The sequence below is a fragment of the Paenirhodobacter huangdaonensis genome (genome assembly GCF_004022465.1).
In the GTDB taxonomy this organism is placed as follows: domain Bacteria; phylum Pseudomonadota; class Alphaproteobacteria; order Rhodobacterales; family Rhodobacteraceae; genus Rhodobacter; species Rhodobacter huangdaonensis.
Genome location: NZ_SAVA01000011.1, coordinates 52,655 through 70,974 on the forward strand (window position 1 = coordinate 52,655; position 18,320 = coordinate 70,974).

Consider the following 18,320-nt stretch of genomic DNA (forward strand, 5'->3'; position numbering starts at 1 on the left):
GACAGACCAATGATCGATATCGGAACCGTCGCGATCGGCTTCGCCGTGATGCTGGGACTTCTTCTGCTGGGCCTGCCGGTCGCGGCGGTCATGGCGATCACCGGAGTGATCGGGGGCGCGCTGCTTTATGGCATGCCGCTCGTCACCTCGATGGGATCGGTCGTCTGGGGGGTGCTGAACGACAATGTCATGACCGCGATCCCGCTGTTCATCCTTCTCGGCGAGATCCTGCTGCGCTCGGGCATCGCCGACAGGATGTATGGAACGCTGATGCTCTGGCTCGGACGGCTGCCCGGAGGCCTGCTGTATTCGAACATCGGGGCGAGCGCGATGTTCTCGGCCACCTCTGGCTCGTCGGTGGCCACCGCGGCGACCGTCGCCACGGTCTCGCTTCCGGCGCTGACCGACCGCGGCTACCCGGTGCGACGCTCTTTGGGATCGCTCGCGGCCGGAGGCACGCTCGGCATCCTGATCCCGCCGTCGGTCAACCTGCTGATCTACGGCTCGCTCGCAGGCGAATCCGTCGCGCGCCTGTTCGTCGCGGGCGTCATCCCGGGGATCCTGCTGACCCTGCTGTTCAGCCTGTGGATCCTCATCGAAGCCAAGATCTGGCCGGCCGGCGAGACCAAGATGGCCCCGACCTCATGGTCCGAGAAGATCGCCTCGCTGAAGAACCTGTTCGGACCCGCGCTGATCTTCCTCGTGATCACCGGCTCGATCTATTCGGGCTTCGCGACGCCGACGGAATCCGCCGCGCTCGGCGTGATCTCGGCGCTGGCGCTGGCGGCCGCGCATGGGCAGCTGTCGCTCGACTTCCTCGGCCGGTGCTTCATGAACACCGCACGGACCTCGGGGATGATCCTGCTGATCGTGGTGGGCGCGTTCATGCTCAACGTCACGCTCTCGCTTGGCGGTGTCGCGCAGGCCGCGACGGCCTGGGTGTCGTCGCTTGGACTGTCGACCACGGGGCTGCTGATCGCCTTCATCGTCTTCTACATCGTCCTGGGCATGTTCATGGACGTGCTTTCGATGATGGTGCTGACCATCCCGGTCGCGCTGCCCATCGTCATCGCCGCCGGTGTCGATCCGATCTGGTTCGGGATCTTCATCATCCTGATGTGCGAACTGGGCCTGATCACGCCCCCCGTGGGGATGAACCTCTACGTCGTCCACTCGGTCCGCTCCGACAAGGGGCCGTTTCGCGACGTCGCGCTCGGCGCGCTGCCCTATGTCGGGGTCATGATCGGCTTCGTTCTCCTCCTGATCGCCTTCCCCGCAATCGTCACCTGGCTGCCCGGCCAGATGCACAACTGAAAGGCCCGCGCCAGATGAGCAAACGCATCATCGACCTGACCCTGCCGCTGGAGAACGGGCTTCCCGCCCCGGGACGACTGGCGCGCCCGGTGATCATCCCGCACACGACCCACGAGGACTCGAGGAAGTTCAAGCAGGGCACGCCCGACGACCTGCTGACCTTCAACACCTGGTATCTCGGGATGATCGACCACTCCGGCACCCATATCGACGCGCTCTCGCACAACGATCCGGAGGGGCTGACCGTCGATCAGATGCCGGTCGAGTGGTTCATGGGCAAGGCGGTCTGCCTCGACCTGCGCCACGTGGGCGACCGGGGCGACATCACCGCCGAAGACATGGAGGCCGCCGCCCGGAAAGCCGGCGTCAAGGTCGACGGCCATATCGTGCTGATCTGCAGCGGCATCAACGCCCGTCACTGGCCAGATCCGGAAATCTGCCGGATGAACCCCCAGGTCACGGCTTCGGCCACCCACTGGCTGCACGACCATGGCAGCCGCGTCCACGGGGTCGAAGGTCCCTCGACCGACCGGATGGACGAGAACCTTTTCGTCAACCACCGGATCTGCCGAGACCTGAAGATGGTCCATTACGAATGGCTGTGGAACCTCGAAGAGGTGCTGGGCGTCGGCGAGTTCCAGTTCCAGGGCGTGCCGCTTCGGATCACCGGTGCCTCCGGTTCGCCAGTGCGGGCGCTGGCCTTCGTCGACGGATGTCAGGGGAAGGCATCGCCGCAGGCCGGCGCTTGACGGCGCCTGCGGCCATGTCGCGACGCATGAGGGCGTCTGGATCGCGCGGTGCGGGACCATCGCCCGCGCATGGCTCACCGGAGAATGCAGATGATTGAGGATGCCACCGCCCTTGCCGCCCGGATCGCGACCGGCGAGCTGTCGGCTCTCGACGCGACCGAGGCTGCGCTGTCTCGGATCGCGGGACTGGATCCGCAGCTGAACGCCTTCATCAGCGTGGATGCCGAGGGGGCACGCGCAACCGCCCGGTCTTTGGATGATGCCCGGGCGAAGGGGGCGGAACTCGGCCCCCTGCATGGCCTGCCGATCGCGATCAAGGACGTCACGGCGACGAAGGGGCTGCGCACGACCCAGGGCTCGACGCTTTTTGCCGGGCATGTGCCTTGCGAGGATGCGCTGTCGGTGGCGCGGTTGCGCGACGCGGGCGCAGTGATCATCGGCAAGACCAACACGCCGGAATTCGCCTTCGGCGCGGTCTGCACCAATCGGCTCTGCGGCCCGACCCGCAACCCTTGGGACCCCGAGCGGACGTCCGGCGGCTCTTCGGGCGGATCGGCCGTCGCGGTGGCGACCGGCATGGTGGCGCTGGCCCAGGGCACGGACTTCGGAGGGTCGGTGCGCATGCCGGCCTCGTTTTGCGGGATCGTCGGATTTCGTCCCGCCCCCGGCACGATCCCGGAACCGGATCGCCCGCTCGGCTGGGGGGCCCTCGCGACCCAGGGGGTACTCGCCCGGTCGCTTCGCGATGCGCGACTGATGCTGTCGGCGATGGCCGGACCCGATCCGCGCGATCCGCTCTCGTGCCGTGCGACCCCGGTCGAGCCGGTGCCGGATCGCCCGCTGCGCCTTGCCGCGAGCCCGGACCTCGGCGGCGCCTTTCCCATCGACGCCGAGGTCGCCGCCGCCTTCGCCGAGGCCCTGACCGCAGTCGAGGCGGTGCTCGGTCCGACGACCGTCGCAGCCCCGCAGCTCGACGGTGCCATCGAGGCCTTCAAGACGCTGCGCGCCGCTGAATCCTGGTTCCGCTCCGGCGCGATGGTCGAGGCCCATGCCGAGGCCCTGACCCCCTCCTTCGTCTGGAACGTCCGCCAGGGACGCGCGATCTCTGCGGCCGAATACCTCGCGGCCGAGGCGACGCGCACCCGCAGCTGGCGCGCCTTCTCTGACTTCTTCCGGCACCAGGATCTGCTGGTCATGCCCACCTGCGCGGTGCTGCCGTTTCCGAATGCTCGGGGCGAAGTGCTCGAGGTCGGGGGGCGGCAGCTCGGGTCGATCATCGACTACCTCGCCTGCACTTTCCTCGTCTCCCTCGTCGGCTTCCCCGCGCTCTCGATCCCGGCACCGCGCCGCGCCGGCGCCTTGCCTTTCGGGCTGCAGCTTGTCGTCCCGCCCGGACGCGAGCCCATGCTGTGGCATGTCGCCGAACGGCTGGAGGCGTCGGGCTTCGCGACCATCTGTCCCGGTGCGGTCTAGCCCGCCCATGTCGCCCGTGGCGGACAGCCGCCCGCCGTGGCCGCCTTCGGCCAGATCGAGCCCGACCGGCAGGGGCAGAGAGGAGCTCAGATCATCCCGGAAACTGTCCGGGCGATGGAGAGTAGCTCCCTTGGCCATAAGAGGGGCTCTCGCCGCGAGGCCCCGACGCTCTGCTCCGCCCATGAATTTAGGCATTTCCCATGCTTCAGCGGTTGCATTTTTGATGCTACTTTAAGGCACCGTTCTGGTCCGGGATGGTTTGACGGCGGCTTGCCTCAGAGGCTGTTTCGGACCCGGGCGGGGCTCTGCAACTGTTTTGACTGTCATTCGGGTAACGAGACGGCGGTGTATGCCTCTCGACATTGTAAGGGGTGCGCAGATGAGCTTTGACATGTCTGGAACTGCAATCCAGAGGGTCTCGGGCCTGATCCAGATCGATTTCTCGATCGGCAACGAGTACCAGGTGAACTACCCGCTCAACCTGGGGTCGCTGATGACCCAGACGGGCACGCTGACCGCCGACGACCAGAACGGCAACGGCGGTATCTCTGCCGGCGAGACGATCGACCATAACAACACCGATATTCTCTTCTTCGACACCATCCCCGACCTGAGCAATGCAACGGTGCTGGGCGTCGGTTACATGGGGGGGATCGTGAGCGGCCTTGTTGTCCGCTACCCCGTGATCCTGGTCGCGTCGGGCTCGAGCCAGTACCTGATCTATCCGGAAGGGCCGCCGGATCTGCTCACGCAGGTCACCGGAACGCTGAACACCACGCTGCATTTCTACGCCAATGCACAATACTACCCGGGCGGCGGGGTGCCCTGTTTCGCCGGCGGCACGCGGATCAGGACGCGGCGTGGCGAGATCGCGGTGGAGGCGCTTCGGGTCGGGGACTCCGTCCTGACCGTGGATGATGGCTATCAGCCGATCCGCTGGATCGGATCGCGGCATCTGTCATCGGGCGACCTCGCCATGAGCCCGCAGCTGCGGCCGATCCGTATTCGTTCGGGCGCCTTGGGGGCGGGGGTTCCCGAAGTCGATCTTGTCGTGTCTCCGCAACATCGGGTTCTGGTGCAGGCCGCGGTGGCGGAACGCATGCTCGGGGAGGCGGAAGTCCTCGTTGCGGCAAAGCATCTCCTCGCGCTCGACGGGGTCGAGGTCGCCGGGGCGATGGCAGGTATCACCTATTGGCACATCCTGTTCGACGGGCATCAGCTGGTGTTCTCGGCCGGTGCGGTGACCGAAAGCCTGTATACCGGCTCCGAGGCGCTGAAGTCTGTCAGCACAGCGGCGCGCGATGAAATCTTCGCACTCTTCCCGCAGCTTTTGGCCGGTGTGAGGCCCTCGCCGGCACGCCCTCTGGTGCCGGGCCGCCTGGCCGCCAGGCTGGCGGAACGGATCTCGCTGAATGGCAAGGCCTTGGTGAGGTGATCCCGTTGCGGCGCGGCTGATCGTATCGAAGCCATCCTGGCGATGGCTGCGGTGCCCGCCGGCAAGACCGATCAGGAGGGGACATCGCGCCGCAAGAAACCTTCGAGCTCGCCGGACATCTCGGCGGCCACCTCGCGCAGGGCGGCGATAAAGCGGTGTATCTGCACGAGCCGGCTCGAGCGCCCGGGATGCCAGAGCGACAACTGGTAGGGGACGGAATGGGACAGGCGGCGGAAGACGACGCGCCGGTCGATCTGGCTGGCTGCGGTCAGCGGATTGATGATCGAGATCCCGAGCCCGGCCGCCGCCATCGCACAGATGCTGGAGGCGGTGGTTGTCTCGGCGGCATAGTCGCGCCCGACCCCTGCCGCCTCGAACATCAGATCAAGCTTGTGCCGGTAGGGATCATGGTGGCTGAAATAGAGGAAGGGCTGGCCGGTGAAGTCCTGCGGCGACAGGACCTTGCGGTGGGAAAGCGGATGGCCCTGCGGCAGCACGCAGACCATATCGCCGACGTCGACCGTCTCGCTCGTGGCACGATCGTGTTCGAACAGGTTCTCGGCGATGCACAGATCGAAGACTTGCGTCGCCATCTCGGTCCGCAGCGAGGGTTCCTCATGCGAATGGATCGAGAAATGCAGCGCCTGCGGCGATTTCAGGCATCGCTGTATCACTCGCGGGATGAGCGCCTCTGCATAGGCAGGAATGCAGGCGATGCGGAAGTTTGCGGCATTGTGGCTGCGAATCGCCGAGGCGGCACGCCCGATCTCGTCGAGTCCGACGAAGGAGCGCAGCACGACCTCATGCAGGAGCAGCGCCTGTTCCGTCGGCGTCAGTCGCTTGCCGAACCGAAAGAACAGATCGAATCCGAGCCGCGCTTCGATGTCGCGCAGCTCACGGCTGAGGGTCGGCTGCGAACTGCCCAATTTCGCGGCAGCCGCGGTGATGCTCTTGTTCAGCATCACCGCGTTGAACACGTCGATCTGACGCTGATTCAGTTTCATTTCCTGGTCCCGGCGGCGATGCATATCGAAAGTGGATAAGAGACCACAATATAGAATTATGTGCGCAGGGATGCATCAGGGAAAGATGGGCTGATCCTGCAACCGAAGAGGCCCCATGCCCCGCTCAAAGTCGCCCCTCGCCCTCCGCCCGGACAGCCCGTGGTTCAGCCGCCGCAAGGGCATCCTGTCGATCGACGACGTGCCGCTGGACCGGATCGCGGCCGCGGTCGGAACCCCGTTCTACGCCTATTCCGTGACCGCACTGCGACACCATTATCGCGCACTGACCGAGGCGGTCGCCCCGCATCGCGTCGAGGTCTGCTTTGCCGTCAAGGCCAACAGCAACATCAACGTGCTGGCCGAATTCGCGGCACTCGGCGCCGGGATGGACATCGTTTCGGGCGGCGAGATGGCACGGGCGCTGGCGGCGGGCACGCCGGCAGGGCGCATCATCTTCTCGGGGGTCGGCAAGAGCGACGCCGAGATCCGCAGCGCGCTGCGGGCCGGGCTGGGCCAGATCAATGTCGAAAGCCCGGCAGAGCTCGACGCGGTGGCGGCGGCGGCACGCGCGCTCGGGCTGCGCGCGCCGGTGGCGCTGCGGGTCAATCCGGATGTCGATGCGCTGACCCATGCCAAGATCACCACCGCCCGCAAGGACAGCAAGTTCGGCATCGCCATCAACGAGATCCCGGCGCTTTATGCGGCGGCCGCGGCGCGGCCTGAATTGCATGTGGTCGGTCTGGCGGTGCATATTGGCTCGCAGATCCTCGATCTCACGCCCTTCCGCCTTGCCTGGAGTGCGATGGCTGCGTTGATCCGCGATCTCCGCGCGGCAGGGCAGCAGGTCGACCGGCTGGATCTCGGCGGCGGTCTGGGCATCGCGGGCGCCGGAGGCCCGGGCCCCGACCTCGCAGACTATGCACGGATCATCGGGCAAACGGTCGGCGACATGGGCCTGGCCCTCACCATCGAACCGGGCCGCTGGCTTTGCGCGCAGGCCGGGGTGCTGGTGGCCGGGGTCCACTATCTGAAGCGCGGGGATGGCGCCGATTTCGCCATTCTGGACGCGGCGATGAATGATCTGATGCGGCCAGCGCTCTACGACGCGCATCATCCCGTCACGACGGTCCATGAGCCCCGCCCTGCGCCGGCGATGCCGCTCGTGCGCCTGGTCGGGCCGGTCTGCGAAAGCTCGGACGATTTCGGAACCTATCCGGATCTCGGCGCGCTGCGGGCCGGGGACCTTCTGGCGTTCCGGGATGCCGGCGCCTATGGTGCCGCGATGTCGTCCACCTACAATTCGCGGGATCTGATCCCCGAGGTTCTGGTGGAGGGCGACAGGTTCCGCGTCATCCGCCGCAGGGTGCAGATCCGCACGGCGCTGCGGCTCGAAACGCCCGGTGCCTGGCAGGTCACTGGCGCGGTCTGACAGAGAACGGGGGAGGCCGTGCGACAGGCATCCCCTGCACAAGAAAAGTCGCAAGACGCCGGACAGACGGCAACACGAACAGAAGGAGGTATCGAATGACCGGGAAACTGAACCTGCTACTCGCCACGGGCCTGACCAGTCTTATGCTGCTGTCGCCCGCCTTTGCCGAGAACATGCTGCGCGTGTCCTATTCCGAGGACCCGAAGAGCGCCGACGCGCAGATGACGACGGATTTCTACACGCTGCCGCTGAACATCTTCGACCGGCTGGTGGAATCGGAGACCACCGGGCCGGGGCAATCGGCGCTGGTCCCCGGGCTGGCCGAACGCTGGGAAGTCTCGGATGACGGGCTGACCTACACCTTCCATCTGCGCAAGGGCGTGAAGTTCCACAACGGCGCAGTGCTGACCGCCGACGACGTGGTCTATACCTTCGACCGGATGCTCAATCCCGCGACGAAGGCGCTGAACACCGACATCCTGACCTTCATCGCCGGCGCCGAGGAGCGGCTCGACGGCAAGGCCGACAGTGTGTCGGGGCTGAAGGCCCTCGACGACCAGACCGTGCAGATCACCCTGACCAAACCCTACGCGGCCTTTCTCGCGCTGCTCGCGGCTCCCGGGGCCTCGATCTACAATCGTGCCTTCACCGAGGCGGCGGGCGACCAGTTCGGTCTGACCCCGGAAACCACCAATGGCACCGGCCCCTTCATCTTGCGTGACTACACGCTGAACGACAGCGAGATGCTCGAGGCAAATGACGAGTACTGGCGCGGCCGGCCGAAGCTCGACCGGCTTCTGATCCGCGTGGTCTCCGATCCCGATACGCTGCGGATGCTGTTCGAATCCGATGAGATCGACGTGTTCGACATGGATTTCGCCCCGACTCAAACGCCCTATTTCTACGGCTCCGACCAGTGGAAGGACCATATCGTCTCGGGGCCGCGTGTCGGCATCTACTATTACAACATCAACCAGCTGAAGAAGCCCTTCGACGATCCCCGCGTCCGCAAGGCGTTCCAGATGTCGATCGACCGGCAGACCATTCTCGACAAGAACTTCTACGGCAAGGGCAAGCTCGAGAACGGCGTGATGCCGCGCGGGCTGCGCTGCTATGCGCCGGCCGAGCCGATCGCATATGATCCGGCGAAGGCGAAGGAGCTGCTGGCCGAAGCGGGCTATCCCGACGGGGTCGAGATCAATCTGCAACAGGTCTCGAGCTGGTCGTCGCGCTGGTCCGACATGAACCAGATCATCCAGGCGCAGGTTGCCGAGGCCGGGTTCAAGGCGAAGATCATCACCACCGACGAGGCGGCGTATCTGGCGGCGCGCAAAGCGGGGGACACGGATGCCTACACGCAGGTCTGGTCAGCCGACTTCAACGATCCCGACAACTTCTTCTACACCTTCTTCTCCGAAACGGGCAGCAAGTCGCGCGGTTACAACAACAATGACCCCGAGGTCTTCGCCGCGATCGAGAAGGCGCGCGGGATGACCGACCCGGCGGAGCGCTGCAAGCTCTATCAGGATCTGACGGCGCGGATCGTCGATACGGATGCCGCCTGGGTGCCGCTGTTCAGCCTCGATCACAGCTTCGTCGTGCAGCCCCGGGTGAAGCATTTCGTCGTTCCGTGGAACGGCTGGAGCGACATGAGCTATTACAACGTGGAAGTGGAATAACGGCTCCCCTGCCGGGGCGTGCAGATCCTGCGCGCCCCGGCTGCCCGTTCCGGCCGAACGCGCCCGTTGCCCTCACAGAAAGAGCATTCCGCTGATGTTGATGTTCACGCTCCGACGCATCCTGGTGTCGATCCCGGTGCTGATCGGGATCACGATCATCCTGTTTTTGATGATGAACGTGGTGCCCGGCGACCCGATCGAGCTGATGATGCGAGAACATGCAAGCCCCGACGTGATCGCGCGGGTGCGGGCCCAGATGCATCTCGATGACCCGATGGTGGTGCGCTATTTCCGGTTCCTGTGGAATGCGTTGCAGGGCGATCTGGGCAACTCGATCAAGCTGAACCGGCCGGTGACGGACCTGATCCTGAAAGCGTTTCCGAACACGTTGTCTCTCGCGGTCTGCGCCGCGCTGGTGTCGTGGATCATCGGTATTCCGGCGGGCATCCTCTCGGCGGTGCGCCGCGACAGTCTGCTTGACCGGTTCTTCATGGGGTTTTCGCTTCTGGGCGTGTCGATGCCGATCTTCTGGTCGGCACTGCTGTTTCAATACATCTTCTCGATGAAGCTGAAGCTGCTGCCGGTGTCGGGGTTTTACGGCTGGAAATACATGATCCTGCCGGCCGTCGTTCTGGGCTGGTCCTCGGCCGGGGTCATCGCGCGGCTGACACGGTCGAGCCTGCTCGAGGTGATGCGGCTCGATTTCATCCGCACCGCGCGGGCCAAGGGGCTGCGCGAGACCGGGGTCATCACCCGCCATGCGCTGAAGAACGCCCTGATCCCGGTGGTGACGATCATGGCGATCCAGGTGGCGAGTTTGTTGTCCGGCGCGGTCATCACCGAGGCGATCTTCTCGATCCCCGGCGTCGGCCGGATCACCGTAAGCGCGATCTCATCGCGTGACATGCCGCTGCTGCAGGGCGCGGTGCTCTTTGCAACGGCGCTGGTGATCCTCGGAAATCTGGTGGCCGACATTCTCTATTCGATCCTCGATCCCCGCATCCGCGCCCAGATGAGGAAGGAGGCATGATGACCCGTTCCATCGATTCGGCCGCGGCTCCGGAGACCCCCGATGAAGCAAGCTTCCTGCGCGACACCGTCCGCGCCTTCCGGCGCAACCGCATGGCGATGGCGGGGCTGATCTTCATTCTGCTTCTGGTGTTCTGCGCGGTCTTCGTGCCCTGGATCAGCCCGCATGATCCCTATCGCGTCGCCCTCGACGAGCAGTTGCTGCCGCCCTCGACCACCTACTGGCTGGGGACCGACAATTTCGGCCGCGACGTGCTGACCCGCATCCTGTACGGGGCGCGGATCTCGCTTGTCGTGGGCATCGTGCCCAGCCTGATCTCGCTGTTGATCGGCACCATCATGGGGATCCTGAGCGGCTATCTGGGCGGCAAGACCGATTTCGTGGTGATGCGGCTGGCCGACATGATGATCGCCTTCCCGTCGCTGCTGCTGGCGATGGTGGTGATGTACACACTGGGAGCGAACCTGCTGAACATCTTCCTTGCCCTCGCCCTGGTCGGCTGGGCCTCGGTCGCGCGGGTCGTGCGCTCGCTGACGCTCGCGCTGCGCGAGAAGGAGTTCATCGAGGCGGCCCGCGCCAATGGCACCTCGCGGCGCACGATCATGTTCGCCCATGTCTTCCCGAATGTGGTGCCGACACTGATCGTGCTGTTCTCGCTGTCGATCCCCGAGGCGATCATGTGGGAATCGAGCCTCTCCTTCCTGGGCGTGGGGGTGCAGCCGCCGGCGGCAAGCTGGGGGCTCCTGGTGGCGAAGGGGAAGGAATACATGTTCCAGAACCCGAGCGTGGCGATCTCGCCGGGGGTCGCGATCCTGCTGGCAGTGCTTGCCTTCAATTTCATCGGCGACGGGCTGCGCGATGCCCTCGACCCCTCGATGAAGGACTAGGACGATGACGCAGGATACGATCCTCTCTGTGCGCGGTCTTTGCACCGATTTCAGCGGCGGGCGCGGGGATGTCCGGGTGCTGGATGAGCTGTCCTTTGACGTCGGGCGGGGCCGCATCGTCGGGCTCGTGGGAGAAAGCGGCTCGGGCAAGAGCATGACGGCGCTGTCGCTGATGGGGCTGGTGCCGCAGCCGCAGGGCCGGGTGAGCGCACGCTCGATCCTGCTCGACGGCAAGGACCTGTCGAAACTGGGCCCGGCCGGGATGCGCGAGATCCGCGGCCGCGACATCGCGATGGTGTTCCAGGAACCGATGACCAGCCTGAACCCGGTGCGCAAGGTCTGGGAACAGGTCGGCGAGCCGCTGGCGATTCATCAGGGACTGGGCCGCCGGGCGATCCGGGCGCGGGTGCTGGAGATGTTCGAGCTGGTCGGCATCCCCGAGCCGAAGACCCGGCTCGATGCCTATCCGCACCAGTTGTCGGGCGGGCTGCGCCAGCGGGCGATGATCGCCATGGGGCTGATCTGCGAGCCGAAGCTGCTGATCGCCGATGAGCCGACGACCGCCCTCGACGTGACCACGCAGGCCCAGATCCTGCGGCTGATGCGTGATCTGCGCGACCGGGTGGGAACCTCGATCATCATGATCACGCATGATCTGGGGATCATCGCCGAGATGTGCGACGAGGTGAACGTGATGTATGCGGGCCAGATCGTCGAACAGGCCGATGTGTTCGAGTTGTTCGAGCGCCCCGCGCACCCCTATACCCGCGGGCTGCTGGCCTCGATCCCGCGCGCGACCGAGCCGCGGGTCTCGCGGCGGATGCCCTCGATCCCGGGCATGGTGCCGAACCTCGCCAAGCTGCCCGAGGGATGCCGCTTCGGCCCGCGCTGCGGCGAGGCGATGCCGATTTGCCAGCGCGCGCCCGAACTGAAGTCGCTCGGGCAGACCCATGCCAGTCGCTGCTGGCTCAACTGCCCGCAAGAGGCCCTGAGTCAAGGAGACGCGTCATGACGACCGACACCGGATCGGAAATCGTTCTCTCGACCCGCGCACTGACCAAGCATTTCCATGTGGGCGGCGGGTTTGCCGGGCGCCCGTCGCGGGTCGTGCGCGCGGTCGATGGCGTCACGCTGGACATCCGCGCCCGCGAGACCTTTGCCCTGGTGGGTGAATCGGGCTGCGGCAAGACCACGCTCGGGCGGGTGATGCTGCGCCTGCAGGAGCCGACCTCGGGAGAGATCGTCTATGACGGCACCGAGCTGACCGGGCTTGGCGAAGGGGCAATGCGGGCGCTGCGCAAGAAAATGCAGATCGTGTTCCAGGACCCCTATGCCTCGCTGAACCCGCGCATGCGGGTCGAGCAGATCCTCGCTGAGCCGCTGCGCAGTCACGGATACGGCACCCCCGCCGAGATCCGCGAGCGCTGCGCCGAGCTGCTGGAGCTGGTCGGGCTGCGCACGCAATATCTGCGCAATTATCCGCATCAGTTTTCGGGCGGGCAGCGCCAGCGCATCGGCATCGCGCGCGCGCTGGCGAACAAGCCCGATTTCGTGGTCTGTGACGAAAGCGTCTCGGCGCTCGACGTGTCGATCCAGGCCCAGGTTCTGAACCTGCTCGCCGATCTGCAGGATCAGCTGAAACTGACCTATTTCTTCATCACCCACGATCTTGCCGTGGTGCGCCAGTTCGCCGATCGGGTGGGGGTGATGTTCCTGGGCCGGCTGGTCGAGGTCGGCACCACCGAAGAGATCTTCGCCCGGCCGCTGCATCCCTATACGATGCTGCTGATGGCCGCCGTGCCGCGCCCCGACCCGCGCGCACGCGGAGGCGAGCGCCCGATGATGCAGGGCGAGATCCCGAGCCCGATGGCACTGCCCCCGGGGTGCCGGTTCCACACGCGCTGCCCCTTTGCACGCGACATCTGCCGGGTGGAAGACCCGGTCTTGCAGAGCCGCGCCGGCCACACCGTGGCCTGCCATTTCCCGCTGGAAAGCTGAGAGAAACCATGGACCTGATCGTAACCAGACAGGGAGACATCTGGCAGGCGCGTTTCGGCGAGCACGTCTGGCGTGCAGCGGTCGGCCGCAGCGGCATCGCCGAGAAGCGCGCGGAGGGCGACGGCGTGAGCCCGCTCGGCTGCTGGCCGATCCGGCGCGTGCTCTGGCGTGCCGACAAGCTCGGTGCCGCGCCGGTCTCGGCCTTTCCGACCTCCGTCATCGCCCCCGATGACGGCTGGTGCGACGCGCCCGAGCACCCCGATTACAACCGGCCCGTCAAGCTGCCCTTCGCCGCGAGCCACGAGGAGCTGTGGCGCGAGGATGACCTTTACGACATCGTGGTCGTGCTGGGGCAGAACGACGATCCGGTGGTTGCCGGCGCCGGCAGCGCGATCTTCCTGCATGTGGCAAGTCCGGGCTATGGCTGCACCGCGGGCTGCGCAACGTTGAGCCGTGACGACCTGCTCGAGTTCCTGGCACTGGCGCCGCCGCAGACGCGGCTCTGCTTCTGCGACGCGGAATGAACCTCCAGGGCATGGCCGGAGTGGACAGATGAGCACAGTCGACATGCGGGCGCTCGAACGCGCGCTGGATCTGCTGCCGGACCAGTATCGCGGCCCCGCAGGGGTGGCGGGGGTCGTCCATCGCGGCCGGGTCATTGCCCGGCGTGCCTGGGGGTATGCCGACACCGCAGCCCGGATGCCGATGACGGCCGGGTTGCGGATGCCGATCTGTTCGATCTCGAAACAGATGACCTGCGCGCTGCTGCTGGACCTGTTTGCCGATCCGGAGGTGCTGGCGCCGCGTCTTGCCGAGCTGCTGCCGCGCTTCCGCGGCGCTCTGCCAAGCATCGCACACCTGTGCCATAACCAGTCCGGCCTGCGTGACTACTGGGCCCTGACCGTCTTGCACGGCGCGGCCCCGGAAGGACGCTTCACCGCGGCCGACGGGCTGACCCTGCTGGCACAGGCTGAGGACGGGCAGTTTCCGCCCGGAACGCAGTATTCCTACTCCAACGGAAATTTCCGCCTGCTGGCCGAGCTGATCGTCCGGGCCACGGGGCGCGATTTCGGCACGCTGCTGGACGAGCGGATCTTCCGCCCCGCCAAGATGGCGACCGCATGCCTTGCCCCGGACATGGCCACGCGCCCCGACGGGGTGGTCGGCTACGAGGGCAATGACGAGGTCGGCTTTCTGCCGGCGCAAAGCGCGCTCACCTGGTTCGGGGATTCAGGCGTTTCCGCCTCGCTCGAGGATATGCTGGCCTGGGAGCAGCACATCGACGCCACGCGCGACGATCCCCGGGGGCTCTACAACCGGATTTCCGCGCCGGTCTCTTTCGCCGATGGGACGGCTGCGAGCTATGGCTATGGGTTACGCCGCTACCGTCATGCGGGCCGGGCGGTGACCGCCCATGGCGGCGGGGTGCGGGGGTTCTGTTCCTATCGGCTGCATCTGGCGTCAGAGCGGCTGTCGGTGGTCGTGCTCTTCAACCATGAGGCCAGCGCGATGCGCGCCGCCGAAGGGCTGATGACTGCGGCGTTGGGGGCGGCGTTGGGGGCGGCGGAGCTTGCCCCGCTGCCGCGCGCCGCCGCCGGCGAGGGCTGGAACGGGCTCTGGTTCGATCACGGGCGCGATCTGTTCCTGCGGACCCGTGCCGTGCCGGGGGGGGTGCGGCTGCACTATGCCGTCTCGCCGGTGGTGTTGCCCGTCTCCGGGGAAAACCGTGCCGAAGCCCCCGACCTTGCGCTGCGGCGCGAAGGGGATTTTCTCCTGATGGAGCGCCGGGCCGAGAACCTGACCCTCCGTGCCACGCGGCTGGAGCCGCTGATCTGGGCCGATGCGGCGGAAATCTCCGGGCGCTACCACTCCGACGCGCTTGGCGCGGTGCTGGAGATCGAGGCCCGCGACGGCGCGGCAAGCATCGGGTTCGAAGGCATGTTGGGCGCCGGGCCGATGGAGCGGATGTATCCGCTGGCGCGGGATCTGTGGGCGGTGACCAGCCGCCGCGCGATGGATGCCGCGCCGCCCGGGGAATGGACATTGCGGATCCACCGAGATGCCGCGGGCCGGGTGGAGGGGCTGACGCTCGGGTGCTGGCTGGCGCGCGGCATCGCCTATCGTCGGCTCTCCAAACCCTGACGGCCGGGAACAGCCCGCCCTGGCCCGGAAGCCTCTCGCCGCTTTCCCGGTCAGCGCCGCGCAAGCCGGCATCGCCGCCGCGGCTCCGGACGCAGGCCTTCGGGGCCTGCACCCGTGGCGGCCAGATCGACGATCAGCAGCGCTTCCCGCCGGGGGCCAGCGCAGGCAAGGGCGTCGCCGTCGGGGCCGGGGATGACGGATTTCCCGCGCTCCTCACGAGGTTGGCATGAACCACCATGTATCACCCCATGCGCCAGCACGAGCCCCCCGGCCGCGCGGAAGATCGAGAGGATCCCGACACGGGCGGATCGGGCCTATCGCTCAGCGCACGCCGGTCTGCAGAGTGCCGCCGTCGGACCATGCCTCGGACGCGCGCCGCGCCAGATCTTCCTGATCGCAGATCAGCACAAGCCGGTTGTGATGATCGGAATATTGCACGAGGACGTTGACCCCGGCCGCGGCGAGGGCACGGGAGATCGCGCCCAACTGGCCCGGCGTGCCCTGTTTCAACCGGCGGATCAGCGGCTTGCGGATCGCCACGACCGCGATCCCGGCATCGCGCGCCGCGCGGGCCGCAGCCCCGCCATCGCGGAACAGGAAATGTGCGAGGGTCCGGTCCCCACCGCTGAACACGCCGCCGCCCTCGAAGGACACGCCGGCGCGCGCCATCGCCTCGCCCAGTTCGGCCAGAGCGCCGGGGCGGTTTTCCAGATGAAACTCGAGGTCAAACATGATCGGAGGTCTCCTGATGGATGGCGCGGCTGTCGGGCGGAGCCTCGGCGCGGGCGGTCATGCCGTACTCCCGGGTCACCGCCGCGATGCGCAGATGGTAATCGGCAAAGACGCGATCGCGGCCAGCAGCCTGCACGCGCCGGTGCTCAGGCAGGTTTCGCCAAGCCGCGACCGCCGCTTCGTCGCGCCAGAATGACAGCGACAGGACCTTGCCGGGGGTGGTCAGGCTCTGGAACCGCTCGATCGAGATGAAGCCATCGAGCTCCGCCAGCAGCGGTCGCAGGTCCGCCGCCAGACCGAGATAGTCGGCCTGCGCCGGGCCGGGAACCCAGGCCTCGAAGATGACGGCAATCATGCACGCCCCCCATGCGGCGCCGAGGCCAGCTTGACGAACAGGCGGCTTTCGCCTCGGATGAAGCCCTCGCGCCTGGCAAATTCGGAATTCGCGCGCCCCAGAGGATCGGCCGCCAGACGGGCGCGATAGGCTTCGTACCCGGCCAGAGACGGCAGCGAATAGAGGCCATAGGCCGTCGTGGTCGAACCTTCGTGCGGGGCGAAATAGCCGATCAGATCGGCACCGCAGCGCGGGCTGCATTCCCCCCAGTTGCGGGCATATTGCGCGAAGAGCTCGCGCCGGTTCGGGTCGATGTCATAGGTGATGACGCAGGTAATCATGGGGCCGTGCCTTTCTTGCTGACACCCGGTCTAGCCGGTTGGAGGCAGGGAAAGGTTCGATTAGGATCGAAGCATGAGAGAAGGCCCCGATATCGCCCGCATAGCCGCCCTTGTGGCCGATCCTGCGCGCAGTGCGATGCTGATTGCGCTGATGGATGGGCGTGCGCTGACCGCAACCGAGTTGGCGGGCCTCGGCGGGATCACCCGGCAGACCGCCAGCTCGCATCTTGCGAAGCTGGTGGATGGCGAGGTGCTGGTGGTCGAGGCGCAGGGGCGGCACCGCTATTTCCGCCTGGCAGGGCCTCATGTCGGCAGCCTGCTTGAAGCGCTGATGGTCTTTTCGAGCGATGCAGCGCCGCCTGTGCGCACCGGTCCGCGCGATCCCGCGCTGCGCAAAGCCCGGATCTGTTACGATCATCTGGCGGGCGAGATGGGCGTCCGGCTGTTCGAGCGGATGCAGGCGGATCAGTGGTTGGCGGATGATCTGACCGTGACCGGCCGCGGCCGTGACAAGCTGGCCGAGATCGGTCTCGATCCTGAGAATCTGCAGCCGAGCAATCGACCCCTGTGCCGTGCCTGCCTCGACTGGAGCCAGCGGCGACCGCATCTGGCGGGGCGGTTAGGCAAGGCCATCCTGGATCATCTGATTGCCCGATCCTGGGCGCGTCGGCTGCCTGCCTCTCGCGTCATCAGGTTCAGTCCGGACGGCGAGCGGCGCTTCGACAGGTGGCTCGGCTGAGCGACGGCTTGTCCCGCATCCCGACCGCGCTTGCGCCGAGGCGTGCGGCCCGCCGGGCTGGCCCCGGTTTCCCCCCGGTGCCCAAAACAGGCTCTGTTCGGGCCGGAATCAGCCGAACGGGTCTTCGAGCCGGCAGCCGGTGGGCAGGAAGTCGGCGGTGTTGCCGGTGACCACGGTGGCATCGTGTGCAAGCGCCGTGGCGGCGATCAGCAGATCGGCGCCGGCATGGCCGATCTCGGCCGAAAGCCGGCCCCAGATCCGCGCCTCCTCGGCGCCAAAGGGCAGGAGGCGGTCGGAGAACAGCGTCACCGTGCGCGACAGCCACGCCCGCAGATCCTGCGCGAAGGCGGGGTTCAGCACCTCCTGCCGGGCGATGCCGCGCTCGATCTCGCCCAGTGTGATCACGGAGAGGAACAGCTCTTCGTCGCGCTGGCGGGCAAGCCAGGCCGAGACCGCGGGGCTGCGTTCGGGCCGGCGCAGAGCCGAAATCACGTTGGTGTCGAGGATCAGCATCAGAAGGCGACGTCGCGCGGCGTGACCGCGGGGCGATCCTCGGGCAGGGCGCCGCCCTTGGGGAAGGCGCGCAGATGCGCGGCGAAAGAGCCGCGATGCGCCGTCGCGGCAGCCTGCATCCGGGCGTAATCGGCGGCCGAGAGCACCACGACGGCGGGCTTGCCGCGCCGCGTCACTTCTTGTGGCTGGCCCGCAAGCGCGGCCTCGACCACGGCGGAGAAACGGTTCTTGGCGTCTTGCAGCGTCCACATGGCGGGCCTCCTGTCCAGCTACCTGTCTAGATAGGCGCGGGAGGGACCGGAATCAACCCCCTGCCGCGCCCGCATCTCCGACCAAAGGAGGGATCGCGCGACCCGGGGGCGATCTGGCAGCATGGGGCCATCGCCCGACGCCACGGGCGCAACCTCGGGAGGAGAGACAGATGGCCTGGACGAAACCGGTTCTGCGCGAAATCGAATGCGGCATGGAAATCAACATGTACGGCCCGTCGGAAGACGAAGGCGGCGTGCTGTTCTGAGCGC

At 66.8% G+C, this 18,320-nt stretch carries 20 protein-coding genes; 14 read left to right on the forward strand and 6 right to left on the reverse strand.

Features of this window, described 5'->3' with window-relative positions:
- The first annotated feature begins 9 nt into the window (after window positions 1-9).
- The 4 genes from EOW66_RS16605 (at window position 10) to EOW66_RS16620 (ending at window position 4,971) form a co-directional block, all read left to right on the forward strand.
- Window positions 10-1,314 carry a TRAP transporter large permease gene (locus EOW66_RS16605; RefSeq protein ID WP_239017618.1) on the forward strand — a complete coding sequence of 435 codons (1,305 nt, stop codon included), beginning with the start codon at window positions 10-12 and terminating at the stop codon, window positions 1,312-1,314.
- A gap of 14 nt (window positions 1,315-1,328) precedes the next feature.
- Entirely contained in the window at window positions 1,329-2,063 is a 735-nt protein-coding gene (locus tag EOW66_RS16610; protein WP_128157411.1) for a cyclase family protein, read from the forward strand.
- Window positions 2,064-2,153: 90 nt separating this feature from the next.
- Window positions 2,154-3,536, forward strand: a complete 1,383-nt coding sequence (locus EOW66_RS16615; RefSeq protein ID WP_206363724.1) for an amidase — start codon at window positions 2,154-2,156, stop codon at window positions 3,534-3,536.
- 379 nt (window positions 3,537-3,915) lie between these two features.
- Window positions 3,916-4,971 (forward strand): Hint domain-containing protein, encoded by a 1,056-nt coding sequence (locus EOW66_RS16620; protein ID WP_239017619.1) that lies wholly within the window; start codon window positions 3,916-3,918, stop codon window positions 4,969-4,971.
- Between the two features lie 71 nt (window positions 4,972-5,042).
- On the opposite strand, the gene EOW66_RS16625 is transcribed toward EOW66_RS16620, so the two are convergent.
- A complete protein-coding gene (locus tag EOW66_RS16625) occupies window positions 5,043-5,975 on the reverse strand; it encodes a LysR substrate-binding domain-containing protein (protein WP_128157414.1) in 933 nt (310 codons plus the stop codon).
- 115 nt (window positions 5,976-6,090) lie between these two features.
- Here EOW66_RS16625 and lysA point away from each other — a divergent pair, with 115 nt between their 5' ends.
- From lysA to EOW66_RS16665, 8 genes are all read left to right on the forward strand, one after another.
- Window positions 6,091-7,404, forward strand: coding sequence for a diaminopimelate decarboxylase (gene lysA / locus EOW66_RS16630; protein WP_128157415.1), 1,314 nt, complete (start codon window positions 6,091-6,093; stop codon window positions 7,402-7,404).
- Between the two features lie 95 nt (window positions 7,405-7,499).
- Window positions 7,500-9,083: an ABC transporter substrate-binding protein gene (locus EOW66_RS16635; RefSeq protein WP_128157416.1), complete on the forward strand. Its 1,584-nt coding sequence runs from the start codon at window positions 7,500-7,502 to the stop codon at window positions 9,081-9,083.
- Between the two features lie 100 nt (window positions 9,084-9,183).
- Complete coding sequence (locus tag EOW66_RS16640) at window positions 9,184-10,113, forward strand: ABC transporter permease (protein WP_206363725.1); 930 nt, start codon at window positions 9,184-9,186, stop codon at window positions 10,111-10,113.
- Entirely contained in the window at window positions 10,113-11,000 is an 888-nt protein-coding gene (locus tag EOW66_RS16645) for an ABC transporter permease (RefSeq protein ID WP_128157418.1), read from the forward strand. Before EOW66_RS16640 ends, EOW66_RS16645 begins: the two co-directional genes overlap by 1 nt.
- Window positions 11,001-11,004: 4 nt before the next feature.
- The gene (locus tag EOW66_RS16650) at window positions 11,005-12,012 is read left to right on the forward strand and encodes an ABC transporter ATP-binding protein (protein ID WP_128157419.1); all 1,008 of its coding nucleotides are present in this window, start codon (window positions 11,005-11,007) and stop codon (window positions 12,010-12,012) included.
- Window positions 12,009-12,998 carry an ABC transporter ATP-binding protein gene (locus tag EOW66_RS16655; RefSeq protein ID WP_128157420.1) on the forward strand — a complete coding sequence of 330 codons (990 nt, stop codon included), beginning with the start codon at window positions 12,009-12,011 and terminating at the stop codon, window positions 12,996-12,998. Before EOW66_RS16650 ends, EOW66_RS16655 begins: the two co-directional genes overlap by 4 nt.
- Before the next feature lie 8 nt (window positions 12,999-13,006).
- Window positions 13,007-13,522: a L,D-transpeptidase family protein gene (locus tag EOW66_RS16660; protein ID WP_128157421.1), complete on the forward strand. Its 516-nt coding sequence runs from the start codon at window positions 13,007-13,009 to the stop codon at window positions 13,520-13,522.
- Between the two features lie 28 nt (window positions 13,523-13,550).
- Window positions 13,551-15,140, forward strand: coding sequence for a D-aminopeptidase (locus EOW66_RS16665; RefSeq protein WP_128157422.1), 1,590 nt, complete (start codon window positions 13,551-13,553; stop codon window positions 15,138-15,140).
- A 321-nt stretch (window positions 15,141-15,461) separates the two neighbouring features.
- Here the strand turns inward: EOW66_RS16665 and EOW66_RS16675 are convergent, their stop codons facing one another.
- From EOW66_RS16675 to EOW66_RS16685, 3 genes are read right to left on the reverse strand one after another with little or no spacing between them, the layout of a single operon-like run.
- The gene (locus EOW66_RS16675; RefSeq protein WP_128157423.1) at window positions 15,462-15,872 is read right to left on the reverse strand and encodes an amino acid-binding ACT domain-containing protein; all 411 of its coding nucleotides are present in this window, start codon (window positions 15,870-15,872) and stop codon (window positions 15,462-15,464) included.
- Window positions 15,865-16,227 carry an antibiotic biosynthesis monooxygenase family protein gene (locus tag EOW66_RS16680; RefSeq protein ID WP_128157424.1) on the reverse strand — a complete coding sequence of 121 codons (363 nt, stop codon included), beginning with the start codon at window positions 16,225-16,227 and terminating at the stop codon, window positions 15,865-15,867. Before EOW66_RS16680 ends, EOW66_RS16675 begins: the two co-directional genes overlap by 8 nt.
- Window positions 16,224-16,547 carry an NIPSNAP family protein gene (locus EOW66_RS16685; RefSeq protein ID WP_128157425.1) on the reverse strand — a complete coding sequence of 108 codons (324 nt, stop codon included), beginning with the start codon at window positions 16,545-16,547 and terminating at the stop codon, window positions 16,224-16,226. Before EOW66_RS16685 ends, EOW66_RS16680 begins: the two co-directional genes overlap by 4 nt.
- A gap of 73 nt (window positions 16,548-16,620) precedes the next feature.
- Between EOW66_RS16685 and EOW66_RS16690 the strand changes: the two genes are divergently transcribed.
- Entirely contained in the window at window positions 16,621-17,286 is a 666-nt protein-coding gene (locus EOW66_RS16690) for an ArsR/SmtB family transcription factor (protein ID WP_128157426.1), read from the forward strand.
- A gap of 108 nt (window positions 17,287-17,394) precedes the next feature.
- On the opposite strand, the gene EOW66_RS16695 is transcribed toward EOW66_RS16690, so the two are convergent.
- Window positions 17,395-17,799, reverse strand: a complete 405-nt coding sequence (locus tag EOW66_RS16695) for a type II toxin-antitoxin system VapC family toxin (RefSeq protein WP_128157427.1) — start codon at window positions 17,797-17,799, stop codon at window positions 17,395-17,397.
- Window positions 17,799-18,050: a type II toxin-antitoxin system Phd/YefM family antitoxin gene (locus EOW66_RS16700; protein WP_128149064.1), complete on the reverse strand. Its 252-nt coding sequence runs from the start codon at window positions 18,048-18,050 to the stop codon at window positions 17,799-17,801. The genes EOW66_RS16695 and EOW66_RS16700 overlap by 1 nt, the downstream gene beginning before the upstream one ends.
- A gap of 170 nt (window positions 18,051-18,220) precedes the next feature.
- Between EOW66_RS16700 and pqqA the strand changes: the two genes are divergently transcribed.
- Window positions 18,221-18,316, forward strand: coding sequence for a pyrroloquinoline quinone precursor peptide PqqA (gene pqqA, locus EOW66_RS16705; protein WP_113901478.1), 96 nt, complete (start codon window positions 18,221-18,223; stop codon window positions 18,314-18,316).
- Window positions 18,317-18,320: the final 4 nt, after the last annotated feature.

Excerpts from the sequence above, each read along its gene's own strand:
- EOW66_RS16605 (WP_239017618.1), top strand. The coding sequence starts at position 10 with ATGATCGATATCGGAACCGTCGCGATCGGCTTCGCCGTGATGCTGGGA.
- EOW66_RS16610 (WP_128157411.1), top strand. The coding sequence starts at position 1,329 with ATGAGCAAACGCATCATCGACCTGACCCTGCCGCTGGAGAACGGGCTT.
- EOW66_RS16615 (WP_206363724.1), top strand. The coding sequence starts at position 2,154 with ATGATTGAGGATGCCACCGCCCTTGCCGCCCGGATCGCGACCGGCGAG.
- EOW66_RS16620 (WP_239017619.1), top strand. The coding sequence starts at position 3,916 with ATGAGCTTTGACATGTCTGGAACTGCAATCCAGAGGGTCTCGGGCCTG.
- EOW66_RS16625 (WP_128157414.1), bottom strand. The coding sequence starts at position 5,975 with ATGAAACTGAATCAGCGTCAGATCGACGTGTTCAACGCGGTGATGCTG.
- lysA (WP_128157415.1), top strand. The coding sequence starts at position 6,091 with ATGCCCCGCTCAAAGTCGCCCCTCGCCCTCCGCCCGGACAGCCCGTGG.
- EOW66_RS16635 (WP_128157416.1), top strand. The coding sequence starts at position 7,500 with ATGACCGGGAAACTGAACCTGCTACTCGCCACGGGCCTGACCAGTCTT.
- EOW66_RS16640 (WP_206363725.1), top strand. The coding sequence starts at position 9,184 with ATGTTCACGCTCCGACGCATCCTGGTGTCGATCCCGGTGCTGATCGGG.
- EOW66_RS16645 (WP_128157418.1), top strand. The coding sequence starts at position 10,113 with ATGACCCGTTCCATCGATTCGGCCGCGGCTCCGGAGACCCCCGATGAA.
- EOW66_RS16650 (WP_128157419.1), top strand. The coding sequence starts at position 11,005 with ATGACGCAGGATACGATCCTCTCTGTGCGCGGTCTTTGCACCGATTTC.
- EOW66_RS16655 (WP_128157420.1), top strand. The coding sequence starts at position 12,009 with ATGACGACCGACACCGGATCGGAAATCGTTCTCTCGACCCGCGCACTG.
- EOW66_RS16660 (WP_128157421.1), top strand. The coding sequence starts at position 13,007 with ATGGACCTGATCGTAACCAGACAGGGAGACATCTGGCAGGCGCGTTTC.
- EOW66_RS16665 (WP_128157422.1), top strand. The coding sequence starts at position 13,551 with ATGAGCACAGTCGACATGCGGGCGCTCGAACGCGCGCTGGATCTGCTG.
- EOW66_RS16675 (WP_128157423.1), bottom strand. The coding sequence starts at position 15,872 with ATGTTTGACCTCGAGTTTCATCTGGAAAACCGCCCCGGCGCTCTGGCC.
- EOW66_RS16680 (WP_128157424.1), bottom strand. The coding sequence starts at position 16,227 with ATGATTGCCGTCATCTTCGAGGCCTGGGTTCCCGGCCCGGCGCAGGCC.
- EOW66_RS16685 (WP_128157425.1), bottom strand. The coding sequence starts at position 16,547 with ATGATTACCTGCGTCATCACCTATGACATCGACCCGAACCGGCGCGAG.
- EOW66_RS16690 (WP_128157426.1), top strand. The coding sequence starts at position 16,621 with ATGAGAGAAGGCCCCGATATCGCCCGCATAGCCGCCCTTGTGGCCGAT.
- EOW66_RS16695 (WP_128157427.1), bottom strand. The coding sequence starts at position 17,799 with ATGCTGATCCTCGACACCAACGTGATTTCGGCTCTGCGCCGGCCCGAA.
- EOW66_RS16700 (WP_128149064.1), bottom strand. The coding sequence starts at position 18,050 with ATGTGGACGCTGCAAGACGCCAAGAACCGTTTCTCCGCCGTGGTCGAG.
- pqqA (WP_113901478.1), top strand. The coding sequence starts at position 18,221 with ATGGCCTGGACGAAACCGGTTCTGCGCGAAATCGAATGCGGCATGGAA.